Here is a 16,156-nt window from a genome sequence, read left to right as displayed (position 1 = left end):
CGTTCGTGGTTCGACGGGGCCGCCCAGGCTGGCTCACCACGAACGGGGTTTGGGCCTGTGCAATACAAAATAAGGCATGACCTCCCCCTCCGTTCGCGCTGAGCCTGTCGAAGCGCAGCAGCTTCGGAACGAGCCGTGCCGCCAAAATTCAGGGCGCAGGCGCGATGTTGTAGTTGATGTTCACGCCGCTGGTGTCCGCAGCCGCGGGCACATCGTCGTCCATCAGCGCGTCCGCGGCCTTGCCTATTCCCTTGCCCGCGATGCGCACCGTGCCCACGGCGGCGTCGGCCGCGAGGCCGACCACGCCGGCCGTGACGCTCACGGCCGCCGAAGTCACGGCGACCACCGCGCAGCCGCCGAGCAGGCCCAGGGCGCTGCCCACGAGCAGCCAGCGCGATAATTTCAGGGGTTGAATTGTTAGCGTCATGCTGTGCATGTCTTGGTTATCCATCGTGCTTGCATCGTCCGTAGCCTCTAAAACTGGCTTGTCCCAGCGTGGGGGCGCCGAGCAAGGGCCGTCCCGCAGCGAGGGTGCCGTCCCCCTCCACCGAAGGTTGAGAGGGGGAAGCCGGGGCCGGCCCTCCGGCGTAAGCGGCTCAGGGGGTGCTTCACTTCAATGGATACGCATGCCGGGAGTCGCGCCAGCGACGGGCTCGAGCACGTAGATGCCGGGCTGGGCCTTTTCGTCGGCGTGGCTTGCGGCAAGCACCATGCCTTCGGAAATGCCGAACTTCATCTTGCGCGGCGCGAGGTTGGCGACCAGCACGGTGTGCTTGCCGATCAGGTCGGCAGGCTGGTAGTGGCTGGCGATGCCGCTGAAGACATTGCGCGTGCGGCCTTCGCCCGCGTCCAGCGTCAGGCGCAGCAGCTTGGTCGAGCCTTCGACGGCTTCGCAGTCGACGATCTTCGCGATGCGCAGGTCGACCTTGGCGAAGTCGGCAATGCCAATCGTTTCGGCGATCTCTTCACCGCCGGGCAGGATCTTTTCGGCGACGGGCGCGGGCGGCGCCTCGAACAGCGCGTCGAGCTGCTTGACGTCGACGCGCTGCAGCAGGTGCTCGTACTTGCCGATGACATGGCCTGCACCCAGCAGTTGCTGCGCATCGGCGAAGGTCAGCGGCGCGACGTTGAGGAAGGCTTCGACCTGCTGCACGACCGCGGGCAGCACGGGCTTGAGGTAGACCGCGAGCAGGCGGAAGGCTTCGATGCAGGTCGTGCAGACTTCCTGCAGGCGTGCGTCCATGCCTTCGAGCTTGGCGAGTTCCCAGGGCTTGTTGGCATCGACGTATGCGTTGACGCGGTCGCACAGCAGCATGGTTTCACGCACGGCGCGCGCGGTGTCGCGCTTCTCGAAGGCTTCGGCAATGGCCGGCGCCTGGGCGCGCAGCTGCTCGAGCAGGGCCTGGCCTTCGGCGCCCAGGGCGGCGAGCCGGCCTTCGAAGCGCTTGGACAGGAAGCCCGCGGCGCGCGACGCGATGTTGACGAACTTGCCGATCAGGTCGCTGTTGACGCGGGCCATGAAGTCTTCGCGGTTGAAGTCTATGTCTTCATTGCGGCCATTGAGCTTGGCGGCCAGGTAGTAGCGCAGCCACTCGGGGTTCATCGCCAGGCTCAGGTACTTGAGCGGGTCCAGGCCCGTGCCGCGGCTCTTGCTCATCTTCTCGCCGTTGTTCACGGTGAGGAAGCCGTGCACGAAGATCTGCGTGGGCGTCTTGCGGCCGCTGAACTTGAGCATCGCGGGCCAGAACAGCGTGTGGAAGGTCACGATGTCCTTGCCGATGAAGTGGTACTGCTCGAGCTGTTCGTCGGCCATGTAGGCCGCGTAGTCTTCGCCGCGGCGGTCGAGCAGGTTCTTGAGCGAGGCCAGGTAGCCCACGGGCGCGTCCAGCCAGACGTAGAAGTACTTGCCCGGCGCGTCGGGAATTTCAATGCCGAAATAAGGCGCGTCGCGCGAGATGTCCCAGTCGCCCAGGCCTTCGCTGGTCGAGCCGTCGGCATTGGTGCGTACGCTGAACCATTCCTTGACCTTGTTGGCCACTTCGGGCTGCACGTGCTTGCCGTTTTGCGTCCATTCCTGCAGGAACTCCACGCAGCGCGGGTCCGACAGGCGGAAGAAGAAATGCTCCGAGCTCTTGAGCACGGGCTGGGCGCCGCTGAGCGCCGAATAGGGGTTGATCAGGTCGGTGGGCGCGTAGACCGCGCTGCAGACTTCGCAGTTGTCGCCGTACTGGTCCTTGGCGTGGCACTTGGGACACTCGCCCTTGATGAAGCGGTCGGGCAGGAACATGTTCTTCTCGGGGTCGAAGAACTGCTCGATGACCTTGGTGTCGATGAAGCCGGCCTTCTTCAGGTCCTGGTAGATCTGCTTGGCGAGAATATGGTTCTCTTCGCCGTCGGTGTTGTGCCAGTTGTCGAACTGGATGTGAAAGCCGTCGAGGTACTGCTTGCGTCCGGCGGCGATGTTGGCGACGAATTGCTGGGGCGTGATGCCGGCCTTTTCGGCGGCAATCATGATGGGCGCGCCATGGGCGTCGTCGGCACCGACGAAGTTCACATCATTGCCCTGCATTCGCTGGAAGCGCACCCAGATGTCGGCCTGGATGTACTCCATGATGTGACCGATATGGAAGTTGCCGTTGGCGTAGGGCAGGGCTGTGGTGGCGAAGATCTTGCGTGCAGACATCGGAAAGCGCTTTCTCTGGGGGAACCCGGGATTTTAAAGGCTTGCGCGGCCTGTGGCGCACGTGGGGTTGCGTGGACTGCCGGCGGCCAGGCGCGGCCGGCTAGGCGCAGGCCGCTTCCAGGGGGCTCGCCGCAGGGGCCGGGGCGGCCTTGTTCCATTGGAAGAAGCGCACGACTTCCTCGCGCTGCGCGAACGTGTCCTTGCGCCCCAGCGCCATCAGCGCGCGGATATAGCGCGGCTCGAACAGCAGGTAGCTCGCCAGGCCCGCGCCGCGCGCGTCGTTCGCGTCGGTGGTCACGCCCAAGGCGCCCAGCAGGCTGCGCATGCTGCGCGGCAGGCCCGCGACATGGCGCGCGGCGATCGCATCGAGCCGCTGGGACGGCGCGATGACCAGCAGTTCGAGTGACCGCAGGCCGCTGTTCGCGCGCGCCTCGGGCGGGATCAGTGCCAGCGTGGCATTGATGCGCTGGGCGCGTTCCACGTCCAGGGCGAGCGTGTCGAGGAAGATGTTCGACAGCGTATGCCCGGCGATCTGCGCCAGCGTCGGATAGCTGGCTGCGACGCCGGTCGGCGCGCTTTCGCGCGCGCCCTGCATGCGTCCGGCGCCTATCACCAGCACCCGGTCCGAGCCCAGGTGAATGGCCGGGGCCAGCGGCGCGGTCTGGCGCATGGAGCCGTCGCCGAAATATTCGACATGCGTGCCGATGTCGAGCGCGGTCGCGGGGAAGATGAAGGGAATCGCCGAAGAAGCCAGCAGATGGGAGTGGCTGATATGGCCGCCGATCGCGCGCCGCTGCGAGCGCACCCAGGGCTGGAGTTCGGCATTGGTTTCGTAGAAGCTCACATGCTCGCCCGAGGTGTAGCTCGAGGCCGTGACCGACAGCGCGCGCAAATGCCCCTGGGCGATCAGCTCGGGCAGGCGCGCGAGCGGCACGAGATCGGTCTGCAGCAGCGCGGCCAGCGGCGCGTTGTCCAGCAGCGAGCGCGGGCGCATGGTGCGCCAGCGGGTCAGCGCCCAGCCCAGCGAGAGCAGGCTCAGCCAGCGCGCGCCGCTGCGCAGCATGCTCAGCGCATCGGCACGATAGACGTTTTCGGTGTGCAGATGGCTCCAGATGTGGGCCATCTTCCGCACCGTGAGATCGAAATGGTCGGCGCCACAGGCCAGCGCCGCGGCGTTGATCGCGCCGGCCGAAGTGCCGGTGATGATGGGGAAGGGGTTCGGGCCATGGCAATGTCCGCAACTGCGCCGGATATGGGCAATGGCTTCGAGCACACCCACCTGATAGGCGGCGCGGGCCCCGCCGCCCGTGAGCAGCAGGCCGGTGGTCGGCACCGCGCCGATCCCAGCGCCGCTGTCAGGCAGGGAAGGGGAAGTCTGGATCATATTTGTCCTCAGTGTGCTTCGCGAGAATCAGCCTGTATTCGGGGCAAACCCTCGCGTCCTCTGGGGCCGCGCTCAGCTGCGGGCTTTGGCGAGCAGCGCCGCGAGGTCCGCGCCGCCGAGCACGACGAGTTGCTGGTCGCGCGCATAGAGCGCTGCGTTTTCGCCCAGCGGCTGCAGCGCGACATAGACCGCCTTGGCCGCCGACGCGCGCGCGCGCGCGGCTTCGAGCTCGCGCAGCGGCTCTACGCCGTGGTGTCCGGCTTTCCAGCGCCGCGCGCTGACCAGCGTGGTCTGGCCCGCGCGCTCGAGACGGAAATCGATCACGCCCTGGTTCTGTGCCTGTACTTCATAGCCTTCGGCGCGCCAGGCGGTTTCGAGCTGCTGGGCGAAGCCGCGCCAGGGCTGGTTCGCGCATTCGGACAGCAGACGCTCGACCTGGGCCGGGCTGGGCGCGCGCAGCTGGCGCCAGGCGGCGATGCCGCCGACGATCCACAGCGGCGTCGCGGCCAGGGCGCCGAACGGCGCGATGTGGGCGGGCAGCAGGGCCATGCACAGCAGCGTCACGCCCGCGGCCAGCGCAAAGCTGAGCCACCAGCGCGAGCGCAGCAGGATCGCAAACAGGGAGTTGGGGGCCATCTTGAATTTCACGGGATCCTCGGTTCGGTGGGGTGCGCAAAGAAATGCCAAGCCTGCATTGTCCTGCTTCTCGTGCGGGCAGCGGGCCTTGGATAGACTTGGCTTCCCCCAAAGGAGTGAATCGAGAATGGCAGTCACAGAACAACAGCTTTTGGCCGCACTCAGCAGCGTGCTGGACCCGCATACCGGCAAGGACTTCGTCAGCGCGCGCGCCGTGCGCAATCTGCAGATCAGCGCGGGGGATGTGGCGTTCGATGTCGAGATCGGTTACCCCGCCAAAAGCCTCGTGCCTGAACTGCGCCGCCAGTTCGTCTCCGCCGCCAAGACCGTGGCCGGCGTGGACAACGTCTCGGTGGGCATCACCAGCAAGGTCGTCGCGCATTCGGTACAGCGCGGCGTCGAGCTGCTGCCGCAGGTGAAGAACATCATCGCCATTTCATCGGGCAAGGGCGGCGTGGGCAAGAGCACCACCGCTGCCAACCTGGCGCTGGCGCTGGCCGCCGAAGGCGCGCGCGTGGGCCTGCTGGACGCCGACATCTACGGCCCCAGCCAGCCGATGATGATGGGCCTGACGGGCAAGCCCGAAAGCACCGACGGCAAGACCATGGAGCCGCTGGAGAACTACGGCGTGCAGGTCATGTCCATCGGTTTCCTCGTGAACCAGGACGAAGCCATGATCTGGCGCGGCCCCATGGCCACGCAGGCGCTCGAGCAGATGCTGCGCCAGACCAACTGGAAGGACCTCGACTACCTGCTGGTCGACATGCCCCCGGGCACGGGCGACATCCAGCTGACGCTGGCCCAGCGCGTGCCCATGACGGGCGCGATCGTGGTCACCACGCCCCAGGACATCGCGCTGATCGATGCGAAAAAGGGCATCAAGATGTTCGAGAAGGTCGGCGTTCCCATCCTGGGCATCGTCGAGAACATGGCCGCCCATGTCTGCACCAACTGCGGCCATGTGGAGCACATCTTCGGCGCCGATGGCGGCAAGAAGATGGCCGCCGACTACGGCATGGACTATCTGGGCGCGCTGCCGCTGTCGCTGCAGATCCGCGAGCAGGCCGACAGCGGCAAGCCCACCGTGGTCGCCGACCCCGACAGCGAAGCCGCGCAGATCTACAAGCGCGTGGCGCGCGACATGGCCGTGAAGATCGCGCTCAAGGCCAAGGACTTCAGTTCCAAGTTTCCGACGATCACGGTCAGCAAAAATACCTGAGCGGGTTTTTCCTGACGCATCCACAGCCGCCATGGTCTGCCCTGGCGGCTTTTTTGTCGCCGGGCCGCCCCAAGACAAAAAGCAGCCCCCTCGGGGGGCAGCGCAGCCGCACGCAGTGAGGCAAGCGTGGGGGCCCTTTTTTGTCGCCGGGCCGCCCCAAGACAAAAAGCAGCCCCCTCGGGGGGCAGCGCAGCCACACGCAGTGAGGCAAGCGTGGGGGCCTTTTTTTGATGGCCGCGCATTTCCCCATGCGGTCTTTCACCTATTGCCATGCGCTGCGATCCGCTATCGTTGCGGCCATGAACGGATCTTCTGCTTGGGCTTTGGGGTGGCGCACATTGTGGCGCGATGTGCGCGCGGGCGAGCTGCGCCTGCTGATCGTCGCCGTGACGCTCGCCGTGGCGGCGCTCACGGCCGTGGGATTCTTTGCCGACCGGCTGCAGGGCGGGCTTGAGCGCGATGCGCGCCAGCTGCTCGGCGGCGATGTGGTTGTTGTGAGCGACAACCCGCCGCCGGCGCTGTTCGCCGAACGCGCGCAGCAGCTGGAGCTGCAGAGCGTGGTCACGGCGAGCTTTCCGACCATGGGCCGCGCGTCCGATGCCCAGGGCGGCGCGAGCCGGCTGGTTGCGCTCAAGAGCGTGCCCGCGGGATACCCGCTGCGCGGATCGCTGCGCATTGCGAACGCGCCGGGCGAGGCCGGCGAGACCACGCGTGAGATTCCCGCGCCCGGCGAAGTCTGGGTTGACGCACCGCTGCTTGAATCATTGGATCTGCGCATGGGCGATCCGCTGCTGCTGGGCGACTCCGCGCTGCGCATCGCGCGCATCCTGGTGCTTGAACCCGACCGGGGCTCGGGCTTCATGAGCTTTGCGCCGCGCGTGATGCTCAATGCCGAGGACCTTGCGGCCACCGGCCTGGTCCAGCCCGCCAGCCGCCTGACCTACCGCCTGGCCGTGGCCGGCGAAGACGCGGCGGTGCGGCAATTCCAGGCCTGGGCCGACGAGGCCGTGCTGGCGCGCGAAATGCACGGCATGCGCATCGAGTCGCTCGACAGCGGCCGGCCCGAAATGCGCCAGACGCTGGCGCGCGCCGAAAAATTCCTCAGCCTGGTGGCCCTGCTCGCCGCGCTGCTGTCGGCCGTGGCCGTGGCGCTGGCCGCGCGCGGCTTTGCCAACGACCACCTCGATGCCTCGGCCATGCTGCGCGTGCTGGGCCAGAGCCAGCGCCGAATAGCGGGCGCTTACACCTTTGAATTCGCGCTCGTGGGGCTGTTCTCGAGCGCGCTGGGCGTGGCCATAGGCTATGGCGTGCACCATGTGTTCGTGCAGTTGCTGTCGGGCCTGGTCGATGCGGCCCTGCCCGCGCCCAGCCTGTGGCCCGTGGTGTACGGGCTGGGCATGGGCATGACGCTGCTGTTCACGTTCGGCCTGCCGCCAGTGCTGCAGCTCGCGCAGGTGCCGCCGCTGCGCGTCATGCGCCGCGACCTGGGCGCGATCAAGCCGGCGTCGTGGCTGGTGCTGGGGCTGGGCGTGGCCGGCTTTGCGGCGCTGCTGCTGGCCGTGAGCCGCGACATCCAGCTCGGCCTGATCGCCGTCGGCGGGTTTGGCGGCGCGGTGGCGCTGTTCGCGGGCCTGGCCTGGCTCGCCGTCAAGCTGTTGCGGCGGCTGGTCAACGAATCGACGGCGCCGCGCTGGCTGGTGCTGGCCACGCGCCAGATTTCGGCGCGGCCCGTGTATGCCGTGCTGCAGGTCAGCAGCCTGGCCGTGGGGTTGCTGGCGCTGGTGCTGCTGGTGTTGCTGCGCACCGACCTGATCGGCAGCTGGCGCGCGGCTTCGCCGCCCGACGCACCGAACCGTTTCGTCATCAACATCATGCCGGACCAGGCCAGGGACTTCCAGCAACTGCTCGAGGACCAGGGCGTGGCGCGCTATGACTGGTATCCGATGATCCGCGGCCGGCTGGTGCAGGTCAACGGCCGCGAAGTCCATCCCGACGACTACGCCGAAGACCGCGCCAAGCGGCTTGTGGACCGGGAATTCAACCTGTCCACGGCCGAGCAGGTGCCCGAGCACAACCCCGTGGTCGCGGGCCGCTGGACGCCCGGCGAAAAGGACGCGATCAGCCTCGAGGAGGGCATTGCCCAGGCGCTGGGCCTCAAGCTGGGCGACCGGCTGACGTTCGACATCGGCGGCGTACAGAACGAGGCGCGCATCACCAGCCTGCGCAAGGTCGACTGGGGCTCGATGCGCGCCAACTTCTTCGCCATGTACCCGGTCGAGCAACTGCCCGATGTGGCCGTGACCTATCTCGCGGCCTACCGCGCGCCCCAGACGCCGGGCTTCGACAACGCGCTGGTGCGCCAGTTTCCCAACATCACCAATGTCGACATGGCGAGCACGCTGGCGCAGGTGCAGCAGGTGCTCGACCAGGTCATTCGCGCCGTCGAGTTCCTGTTCATCTTCACGCTGGCCGCGGGCCTGGTGGTGCTGTTCGCGGCCGTCACGGCGACGCGCGAGGAGCGCGCACGCGAGTACGCGATCATGCGTGCCGTCGGTGCGCGCGCCAGCCTGCTGCGCCAGGTGCAGCGCGCCGAACTCGCAGGCGTGGGCCTGCTCGCCGGCTTTCTCGCGAGCTGCGTGGCCATGGCCGTGGGCTGGGCGCTGGCGCGCTATGTGTTCGACTTCGCCTGGAACGCATCGCCCTGGGTGCCTATAGGCGGCGCGCTCGCCGGCGCCGTGCTGGCCTGGCTCGCGGGCTGGTGGGGCCTGCGCGAAGTGCTGCGCCGGCCGGTGATGACCACGCTGCGCCAGGCCGCGGAATGACCCGTGCGCGCGGCCGGCCGCGCGCTGCGGGACAATCGTGGCTCTACGCCTTTCGTTTCCTGACCGCGCTGCCCGCCAGCGCCTGATCGCCATGCAGATTGAAGAAAAACCGCCTTTTGACACGCCCTTCGAATGGATTGGCGGCGAGCCCGCGATCCAAAGAATGGTCGACCGCTTCTATGACCTGATGGACCTCGAGCCCGGCTATGCCGAACTGCGCGCGGCCCATGGCCCGGAGCTCGACGGCGCGCGCCAGAAGCTGTTCTGGTTTCTCTGCGGCTGGATGGGCGGCCCCGACCACTACCAGAGCCGTTTCGGCCATCCGCGCCTGAAGATGCGCCACATGCCGTTCAAGATCGGCGTGCGCGAGCGCGACCAGTGGGTGGCCTGCATGGACCAGGCGATGCGCGAGACCGGCGTGCCCGAAGTGCTGCGCGCGCGCCTGGCCAGCAGCTTCATGGGCACGGCCGACTGGATGAGAAATCAGGGCGGTTGAGCGGCCACAGCGTCACTTGCGTACTGGCGCGCAGCCGCTACCATCGGGTGAATAACCGTTTGATACAAACCGTACCGGAGCATCTATGGGCGTGATCGGCTGGACAGTCGTGGTGGTGGTGGCAGTGGCGGTCGTGGCCTGGGCGGTCATGGTCTATAACCGGCTGGTGGTGGCACGCAACCGCATCGCCAATGCGTTCGGGCAGATCGACGTGCAGCTCAAGCGGCGCCACGACCTGGTGCCCAATCTGGTCGAGGTGGCACGCGGCTACATGGCGCATGAAGCGAGCACGCTCGAAGCCGTGATCCGCGCACGCGGCGCGGCCAGCAGCGCTGCCGACCAGGCGCGTGCCCGGCCGGCCGATGCGGCTGCCATCGGCCTGCTGTCGCAGGCCGAGTCGGTGCTGGGCGCGCAGCTGGGCCGGCTGATGATGCTCAGCGAAGCCTATCCCGAACTCAAGGCCGACGCCCACATGCTGCGCCTGAGCGAGGAAATCACCAGCACCGAAAACCGCATAGGCTTTGCGCGCCAGGCCTATAACGACCAGGTGCTCGAGTTCAACAACAGCGCCAGCCAGTTCCCCGAAGTGCTGCTCGCGCGCAGCCTGGGTTTTGCCCAGGCCGCGATGCTCGAATCGACGACCAGCGACGCCGAGCGCGCCGTGCCGCAGCTGCGCTTCTGACCTGCGCGGGTCGGGCCTGGCATGAAATTCTGGCGCCATCAGGAACAAGCGCGCAGCGCCACCGCGCGGCTGCTGTGGTGCTTTGCGCTGGCCGTGCTGGTGCTCGTGGCCGCCGTGCATGGCGGCCTGGTGCTCGCCTGGCTGGGTCTGTCCTGGGTGCTGGGCGGCAACCTGCCGTTTCCCGCGGGCTTCGCGGCCGTGAACATCGGCATGACGCTGTTTCTGGTGCTCGGCGGCTGGTGGGTCGAAACCGACCAGCTGCGCGCGGGCGGGCTGCGCCTGGCCCGGCGCATAGGCGCGCGTGAAGTGCGGCCCGACCGCAGCCTGGCCGAGCAGACCTTTGCCAACGTGGTGCAGGAGCTGTGCATTGCCGCGCACATGGCCGTTCCCCAGGCCATGGTGCTGCCGCGCACCGATGCGATCAATGCCTTCGCGGCCGGCTGGGACGAGGACGACGCCATCATCGCCGTGACCCAGGGCGCGCTCGACCATCTGAGCCGCGAGGAACTGCAGGGCATGGTCGCGCATGAACTGAGCCATCTGCACGAGGGCGACACGCGCCTGAAGATGCAGCTCGCGGGCATGGTCTACGGGCTGGAGCTGGTCTACCAGCTGGGCGAAAGCATGTGCGAGCGCGGCGGTGCGATGTGGTGGTTCGGCTCGGCCATCAAGGGCGCGGGCTTCGCGGGCTGGCTCGCGGGGCGCTGGCTCAAGGCCGCGGTCTCGCGCCAGCGCGAATACCTCGCCGATGCGCGCGCCGTGCAATGGACGCGCAGCAAGGACGGCCTGGGCGGCGTGCTGCGCAAGGTCATGGGCCAGCGCCAGGCCGCGGGCTACGATCCGCGCCGCGGGCAGTACGCGCTGGACCACCATGCGGTGCAGCACATGCTGCTGGTCGACGTGCAAGGCAGCAGCCGCTGGGCCGAGCGCCTGGCGACCCACCCGGCGCTTGCCGACCGGGTGCGGCGCATCTATGGCCGGGCGATGCCGCCAATGGGCCTGGGGCGCGAGCCGCGCTGAGCTGTCACCGGCCGCCGTGGCGTGGCACCAGCGGCTGCAGCAGCACGACCAGCGCACCCGCGCCGCCGTCGGCCGGACGTGCCTGCACGAAGGCCAGCACTTCCTGCTTCTGCACCAGCCAGCTGTGGACCCGCCCCTTGAGCACGGGCATGCGCCCTGGCGAGCCCAGCCCCTTGCCGTGCACCACGCGCACGCAGCGCGCGCCGTCGCGCTGGGCGTGGCGGATGAACTGCCCCAGCGCTTCGCGTGCCTCGTCGGTGCGCAGTCCGTGCAGGTCGAGCTGGCGCTGGATGCTCCAGTGCCCGGCGCGCAGCCGGTGCGTGACATCCTGGCCCATGCCGGGGCGCAGGTAGCTCAGCTGGTCGTCGGTCAGCAGCAGCGTGCTGACGTCGAATTCGTCGCTGATGGCTTCGCGCAGCACCGATTGCTCGTCGAGCAGCCGCTGCTGGGGTACGGGCAGCACATTGCCGGGCAGCGGCGCGAGCCGGTTGCCCGCCTGGCGCAGCGGCCGCACGGCGCCTATGGCCTGCAGGAACAGCGCACGGTCGGTGGCCGGGCGCAGCGCGATGCGCCGCTGCTCCTCGGCGATCAGCGCGGCCTGGCGCGCCGCGGCTGCCAGGGCTTTGCGGACCGGTTGCAGGTCTTGGAGGGATTTCACGCGCATGGCGCGTTTTTATCCGAATATGGGCAAGCGCCGGGGCAGGCTCCCTCATACCCTGCGAACCACGCTGCTTTTGTCCTCAACCTGTCACAGCAAGCCCTGTTGCGCCATCGATAGGCTCGCACCCGGCGCAACGATGATGTGGTCAAGAACGCGCACGTCGACCAGTGCCAGCGCGCTGCGCAGGACCTCGGTCAGCGCCAGGTCGGCGGGGCTGGCCTGGACGCCGCCGCTGGGGTGGTTGTGCGCCAGCACCACGGCCGCGGCCTGGTGGTGCAGCGCGTGCAGCACGACTTCGCGGGGATAAACACTCGTTTGCGCGAGCGTTCCGCGGAACATCTCCTCCATCGCGATCAGCCGGTGCTGGTGGTCGAGAAACAGCACGGCAAAGACCTCATGGGGTTTGCCTGCGAGGTGCAGCTGCAGGTACTGCGTGACGGCCTGCGGGCTGTCGAACACCGCACGCTCGCGCAGGCGCTGGGCCAGCGCGCGCCGCGCGAGCTCGAGAACGGCCAGCAGCTGCGCGCGCTTGGCCGGGCCCAGGCCCTTGATGCGCGCCAATTCCTGGGGCCGCGCCTGCAGCAGGCCCGCAATGCCGTCGAAACCGCCGCGCACCTGCCCGGTGACCGGGTCCAGGCCCGGGGCTTCGAGCAGTTCCTGCGCAAGCTGCAGCACGCCCTTGCCCGCGATGCCGGTGCGCAGCACAATCGCCAGCAGTTCGGCGTCGGCGAGCGCGGCCGGGCCGCGAACCAGCAGTTTTTCGCGCGGCTGGGCATCGCGCGGCAGGTCCTTGAGAGGCATGGCGCAGCTCCTGCCGGGCCATGCCGCCGGGGGTTGCCAAGGGGCATCTGCAAGCCGTCGCGTGGGGGCATGGCCGGGTTTCTACAATAGACCCCAGTTTATCGGGACTCTCATGACATCTAGCGCACAACCCACTTTGGCTTCGCAGACTGCCGTACCCACGGTGCAGGCCGGATCGTTTCTGACCCTGCACTACCGCCTGGCCGGCCCGGCAGGCGATGTGATCAACACCTTTGGCGAGAAACCCGCGACGCTGTCGCTGGGTGCGGGCGAACTGTCGCCGGCCGTGGAGCAGCGCCTGATCGGCCTCGAAGAGGGCGTGCGCACGACGTTCGAGCTGCCCGCGGGCGAAGCGTTTGGCGAGCGCAACGCGGACATGCAGCAATGGGTGGCGCGCAAGCTCATGAACGAGCTCGGCGACCCGTATGAAAAATACACGCCCGGCGACGTGGTGCAGTTTCCCACGCCCGACGGCCTGGGCAGCTACGCCGGCGCCGTGGTGCGCGTGCGCGAGGACGGCGCGGTGCTGTTCGACTTCAACCACCCGCTGGCCGGCCAGCCCGTCACCTTCGAGGTGCAGATCATCGGGGTGCTCTGAGCCATGAGCAAGCCCCAGGAAATCGTGCTCGCCGAGCCGCGCGGCTTTTGTGCCGGCGTCGACCGGGCGATCGAGATCGTCGAGCGTGCGATCGCCAAGTTCGGCGCGCCTATCTACGTGCGCCATGAAATCGTGCACAACACGTTCGTGGTCAACGATCTCAAGACCCGGGGCGCGATCTTCATCGAGGAACTCGACGACGTGCCGCCGGGCGCGACGCTGGTGTTTTCCGCGCATGGCGTGAGCCAGGCCGTGCAGCAGGAGGCCAGGCGCCGGGGCTTTCAGATTTTCGATGCCACCTGCCCGCTGGTGAGCAAGGTGCACGTCGAAGTCGCCAAGCTCGCCAAGGAAGGCTACGAGTTCATCATGATCGGCCACAAGGGCCACCCGGAAGTCGAAGGCACGATGGGCCAGCTCGACCACGGCATCCACCTGGTCGAGGAAGTCGAGGACGTCGCCAAGGTCCGGCCCGCGCAGACGCAGCTGCTGGCCGTGGTCACGCAGACCACGCTCAGCGTCGACGATGCCGCCGCCATCATGGCTGCGGTGCGCGCGCGCTTTCCCCAGGTGCGCGTGCCCAAGCAGCAGGACATCTGCTACGCCACGCAGAACCGCCAGGATGCGGTCAAGGTGCTGAGCCCGCAGGTCGACGTGGTGATCGTCGTCGGCAGCCCCACGAGCTCCAACAGCAACCGGCTGCGCGAACTCGCCGCGCGCCTGGGCACGCGGGCCTATATGGTCGACAACGCCCAGGAGCTCGAGCCAGCGTGGTTCGACGGCGTGGCGCGCGTGGGCCTGACGGCCGGCGCTTCGGCGCCCGAAGTGCTGGTGCGCGAAGTCATAGACCGCATCAAGGCGCTGGGCGCGACCTCGGTGCGCAGCATGAACGGCATCGAGGAAACGGTGAAATTCCCGCTGCCCAAGGGCCTCAAGGTCGACGCCGCCACGGGCCTCGAAATCGAAGTGCGCAAGGCGCCTGAATTGGGCTCTGGCCACTGAAGCCGCAGCCGGGGTGCACGCGCCCGGCTTCAGCTCCACAGATCCAGCGGCGGGTCGGCCGCCACCGCGCGCAGGATGTCGGTGCGCGAGACAAAGCCCGCGAGCTGGCCCAGCTCGTCGGTCACGGGCAGGCCCGGCAGCCCGGTGTCCAGCAGCACGCCCGCGAGGCGGCGCAGCGCGGTATCGGCCGCGACCGCCGGCACGGGGCTGATCATCACGGCGTGGACCGGGCGTCTGGCCAGATCGATGGCCTCCTGCACCGCGCCCGGCGTGGGCAGCAGGTCCAGCGGCGCCATGTCGGCGCGCAGCAGCAGGCCCACGACGCGTCCCTGGGCGTTGAGCACGGGCGCCTGCGCCACGCGGTGTTCGGCCAGGATCTGCCAGGCGTCGTTGACCCGCATGTCGGCCGGCACCGTGAGCGCGTCATGGGTCATGACGTCGCGCACCAATTCAAGCGGCTGGCGCTCGAGCTGCGGGCCTTTTTCCGTCGCCGCATAGGCAGCGACGGCTTCCTGGGCGGAGCGCGGCAGCGCGGGCGCCGGCTCCGGCAGCACCTGATCGACGATGTCATTGGTGTCGGCGCTGCGCGTGCGCAGGGCCTGGGGGCGCTGCACGCGGCGCACGGGCGCAATCTGGCCGAGCTGCGCCGGGCCGCCGCGATAGATAGGGCCGTCGGGGCCTAGAACATAGAACATGGTGGGTTGATGTCGTGGTTGGTTGGAAGGCGGACTGCCTGCGATCTTGACATGGCTAAGCGCCGCTTGACACCTGGCGCGCGTCAGTCTCTGGCGGCATTTCTGTGGTCTTGTCCGTGGCCCACTAGAATCGCGCTCTATGCTAGACATCCTCCTCCTTCGCAAAGACCTCGACACCGCCATCGCGCGGCTGGAAACCCGTAAAAAGCCCCAGGCTTTCCTGAACGTGGAGGCCTTCCAGTCCCTCGAGTCCGAGCGCAAGCGCCTGCAAACGCGCACCGAGGAGCTGCAATCGCAGCGCAACCAGCTGTCCAAGCAGGTCGGCATGCTGATGGGCAAGGGCGACAAGGACGGCGCCGAAGCCGCCAAGGCCCAGGTCGCGCTGATCAAGTCCGAACTCGAAACCTCGGCCGCGCGCCTGGAGCAGATCCAGGGCGAGCTGCAGACCATGCTGCTGGCCGTGCCCAACCTGCCACACGAAAGCGTGCCCGTGGGCGCCGACGAGTCGGGCAATGTCGAAGTGCGCCGCTGGGGCACGCCCAAGGCGTTCGACTTCGAAGCCCGGGACCATGTGGACGTGGGCACGCCGCTGGGCCTGGACTTCGACATGGGCGTCAAGCTCTCGGGTTCGCGCTTCACCGTGATGAAGGGCCCGATCGCACGCCTGCACCGCGCGCTCGCGCAGTTCATGATCGACCTGCAGACCGAGGAACATGGCTATACCGAATGCTATGTGCCCTATGCCGTCAACGCCGACTCGCTCAAGGGCACGGGCCAGTTGCCCAAGTTCGAAGGCGATCTGTTCGCGGCCAAGAAGGGCGGCCAGGACGGCGAGCCCGTGCCCGACCATGCGGCGCTGTACCTGATTCCCACGGCCGAAGTGCCGCTCACCAACTTCGTGCGCGACCAGGTCGTGGCCGAAGCCGATCTGCCGATCAAGCTCACGGCCCACAGCCCGTGCTTTCGCTCCGAAGCCGGCAGCTATGGCCGCGACACGCGCGGCATGATCCGCCAGCACCAGTTCGACAAGGTCGAGATGGTGCAGATCGTGCATCCCGACAAGAGCTACGAAGCGCTCGAGGAAATGACAGCCCATGCCGAAGCCGTGCTGCAAAAGCTGGGCCTGCCGTACCGCGTGATGAGCCTGTGCACGGGCGACATGGGCTTTGGCGCGGCCAAGACCTATGACCTGGAAGTCTGGCTGCCCGGCCAGAGCAACTACCGCGAGATCAGCTCGGTGTCGAACTGCGAAGCCTTCCAGTCGCGCCGCCTGCAGGCACGCTTCAAGAACGCCCAGGGCAAGAACGAACTGCTGCACACCCTGAACGGCTCGGGCCTGGCCGTGGGCCGCTGCCTCGTGGCCGTGCTCGAGAACTACCAGAACGCCGACGGCTCGGTGACCGTGCCCGAAGCGCTACAACCGTACATGGGCGGCAAAACTTTGCTGCAGCCCTGAAAAA

At 67.9% G+C, this 16,156-nt stretch carries 15 protein-coding genes; 8 read left to right on the top strand and 7 right to left on the bottom strand.

The window, feature by feature from the left end:
* Positions 1–148: 148 nt before the first annotated feature.
* The 4 genes from GVL12_RS03250 to GVL12_RS03235 all read right to left on the bottom strand — a co-directional run bounded on the left by GVL12_RS03250 (position 149) and on the right by GVL12_RS03235 (position 4,715).
* Positions 149–427, bottom strand: a complete 279-nt coding sequence (locus tag GVL12_RS03250) for a hypothetical protein (RefSeq protein WP_200843461.1) — start codon at positions 425–427, stop codon at positions 149–151.
* A gap of 186 nt (positions 428–613) precedes the next feature.
* Positions 614–2,683, bottom strand: coding sequence for a methionine--tRNA ligase (metG, locus tag GVL12_RS03245; protein ID WP_159911206.1), 2,070 nt, complete (start codon positions 2,681–2,683; stop codon positions 614–616).
* Between the two features lie 100 nt (positions 2,684–2,783).
* Positions 2,784–4,067 (bottom strand): patatin-like phospholipase family protein, encoded by a 1,284-nt coding sequence (locus GVL12_RS03240; protein ID WP_159911205.1) that lies wholly within the window; start codon positions 4,065–4,067, stop codon positions 2,784–2,786.
* A gap of 72 nt (positions 4,068–4,139) precedes the next feature.
* Positions 4,140–4,715 (bottom strand): restriction endonuclease, encoded by a 576-nt coding sequence (locus GVL12_RS03235; protein WP_200843460.1) that lies wholly within the window; start codon positions 4,713–4,715, stop codon positions 4,140–4,142.
* A gap of 115 nt (positions 4,716–4,830) precedes the next feature.
* Here GVL12_RS03235 and apbC point away from each other — a divergent pair, with 115 nt between their 5' ends.
* From apbC to GVL12_RS03210, 5 genes are all read left to right on the top strand, one after another.
* Positions 4,831–5,922: an iron-sulfur cluster carrier protein ApbC gene (gene apbC / locus GVL12_RS03230; RefSeq protein WP_159911204.1), complete on the top strand. Its 1,092-nt coding sequence runs from the start codon at positions 4,831–4,833 to the stop codon at positions 5,920–5,922.
* A 299-nt stretch (positions 5,923–6,221) separates the two neighbouring features.
* A complete protein-coding gene (locus GVL12_RS03225) occupies positions 6,222–8,744 on the top strand; it encodes an ABC transporter permease (RefSeq protein WP_159911203.1) in 2,523 nt (840 codons plus the stop codon).
* A 91-nt stretch (positions 8,745–8,835) separates the two neighbouring features.
* Positions 8,836–9,240: a group II truncated hemoglobin gene (locus GVL12_RS03220; protein ID WP_159911202.1), complete on the top strand. Its 405-nt coding sequence runs from the start codon at positions 8,836–8,838 to the stop codon at positions 9,238–9,240.
* Positions 9,241–9,331: 91 nt separating this feature from the next.
* Positions 9,332–9,922, top strand: a complete 591-nt coding sequence (locus GVL12_RS03215; RefSeq protein ID WP_235033791.1) for a LemA family protein — start codon at positions 9,332–9,334, stop codon at positions 9,920–9,922.
* Between the two features lie 21 nt (positions 9,923–9,943).
* Positions 9,944–10,942: a M48 family metalloprotease gene (locus tag GVL12_RS03210; RefSeq protein ID WP_159911200.1), complete on the top strand. Its 999-nt coding sequence runs from the start codon at positions 9,944–9,946 to the stop codon at positions 10,940–10,942.
* Positions 10,943–10,946: 4 nt separating this feature from the next.
* Here the strand turns inward: GVL12_RS03210 and GVL12_RS03205 are convergent, their stop codons facing one another.
* Both GVL12_RS03205 and radC read right to left on the bottom strand, forming a co-directional pair.
* On the bottom strand, positions 10,947–11,600 hold the full coding sequence (locus GVL12_RS03205) for a Smr/MutS family protein (RefSeq protein WP_235033790.1): 654 nt from the start codon (positions 11,598–11,600) through the stop codon (positions 10,947–10,949).
* 90 nt (positions 11,601–11,690) lie between these two features.
* Complete coding sequence (gene radC / locus GVL12_RS03200; protein WP_159911198.1) at positions 11,691–12,404, bottom strand: DNA repair protein RadC; 714 nt, start codon at positions 12,402–12,404, stop codon at positions 11,691–11,693.
* Positions 12,405–12,516: 112 nt separating this feature from the next.
* Here radC and GVL12_RS03195 point away from each other — a divergent pair, with 112 nt between their 5' ends.
* Entirely contained in the window at positions 12,517–13,002 is a 486-nt protein-coding gene (locus GVL12_RS03195; protein ID WP_119558831.1) for a peptidylprolyl isomerase, read from the top strand.
* Between the two features lie 3 nt (positions 13,003–13,005).
* The gene (gene ispH / locus GVL12_RS03190) at positions 13,006–14,001 is read left to right on the top strand and encodes a 4-hydroxy-3-methylbut-2-enyl diphosphate reductase (RefSeq protein WP_159911197.1); all 996 of its coding nucleotides are present in this window, start codon (positions 13,006–13,008) and stop codon (positions 13,999–14,001) included.
* 29 nt (positions 14,002–14,030) lie between these two features.
* Here ispH and GVL12_RS03185 read toward each other — a convergent pair whose 3' ends face one another.
* Positions 14,031–14,696 carry an HPP family protein gene (locus GVL12_RS03185; RefSeq protein ID WP_159911196.1) on the bottom strand — a complete coding sequence of 222 codons (666 nt, stop codon included), beginning with the start codon at positions 14,694–14,696 and terminating at the stop codon, positions 14,031–14,033.
* Between the two features lie 139 nt (positions 14,697–14,835).
* Here GVL12_RS03185 and serS point away from each other — a divergent pair, with 139 nt between their 5' ends.
* Positions 14,836–16,152: a serine--tRNA ligase gene (gene serS, locus GVL12_RS03180; protein WP_159911195.1), complete on the top strand. Its 1,317-nt coding sequence runs from the start codon at positions 14,836–14,838 to the stop codon at positions 16,150–16,152.
* Positions 16,153–16,156 lie beyond the last annotated feature (4 nt).

The organism is Pantoea sp. 18069, from assembly GCF_902706035.1.
Classification (GTDB): domain Bacteria; phylum Pseudomonadota; class Gammaproteobacteria; order Burkholderiales; family Burkholderiaceae_C; genus Comamonas.
The sequence above is the reverse complement of the archived record's forward strand: the minus strand, read 5'-3'. Positions and strand labels throughout refer to the sequence as shown.

Bases quoted from the DNA above. Each gene is read 5' to 3' on its own strand.
- GVL12_RS03250 (WP_200843461.1), bottom strand. From the start codon at position 427: ATGACGCTAACAATTCAACCCCTGAAATTATCGCGCTGGCTGCTCGTG.
- metG (WP_159911206.1), bottom strand. From the start codon at position 2,683: ATGTCTGCACGCAAGATCTTCGCCACCACAGCCCTGCCCTACGCCAAC.
- GVL12_RS03240 (WP_159911205.1), bottom strand. From the start codon at position 4,067: ATGATCCAGACTTCCCCTTCCCTGCCTGACAGCGGCGCTGGGATCGGC.
- apbC (WP_159911204.1), top strand. From the start codon at position 4,831: ATGGCAGTCACAGAACAACAGCTTTTGGCCGCACTCAGCAGCGTGCTG.
- GVL12_RS03225 (WP_159911203.1), top strand. From the start codon at position 6,222: ATGAACGGATCTTCTGCTTGGGCTTTGGGGTGGCGCACATTGTGGCGC.
- GVL12_RS03220 (WP_159911202.1), top strand. From the start codon at position 8,836: ATGCAGATTGAAGAAAAACCGCCTTTTGACACGCCCTTCGAATGGATT.
- GVL12_RS03210 (WP_159911200.1), top strand. From the start codon at position 9,944: ATGAAATTCTGGCGCCATCAGGAACAAGCGCGCAGCGCCACCGCGCGG.
- radC (WP_159911198.1), bottom strand. From the start codon at position 12,404: ATGCCTCTCAAGGACCTGCCGCGCGATGCCCAGCCGCGCGAAAAACTG.
- GVL12_RS03195 (WP_119558831.1), top strand. From the start codon at position 12,517: ATGACATCTAGCGCACAACCCACTTTGGCTTCGCAGACTGCCGTACCC.
- ispH (WP_159911197.1), top strand. From the start codon at position 13,006: ATGAGCAAGCCCCAGGAAATCGTGCTCGCCGAGCCGCGCGGCTTTTGT.
- GVL12_RS03185 (WP_159911196.1), bottom strand. From the start codon at position 14,696: ATGTTCTATGTTCTAGGCCCCGACGGCCCTATCTATCGCGGCGGCCCG.
- serS (WP_159911195.1), top strand. From the start codon at position 14,836: ATGCTAGACATCCTCCTCCTTCGCAAAGACCTCGACACCGCCATCGCG.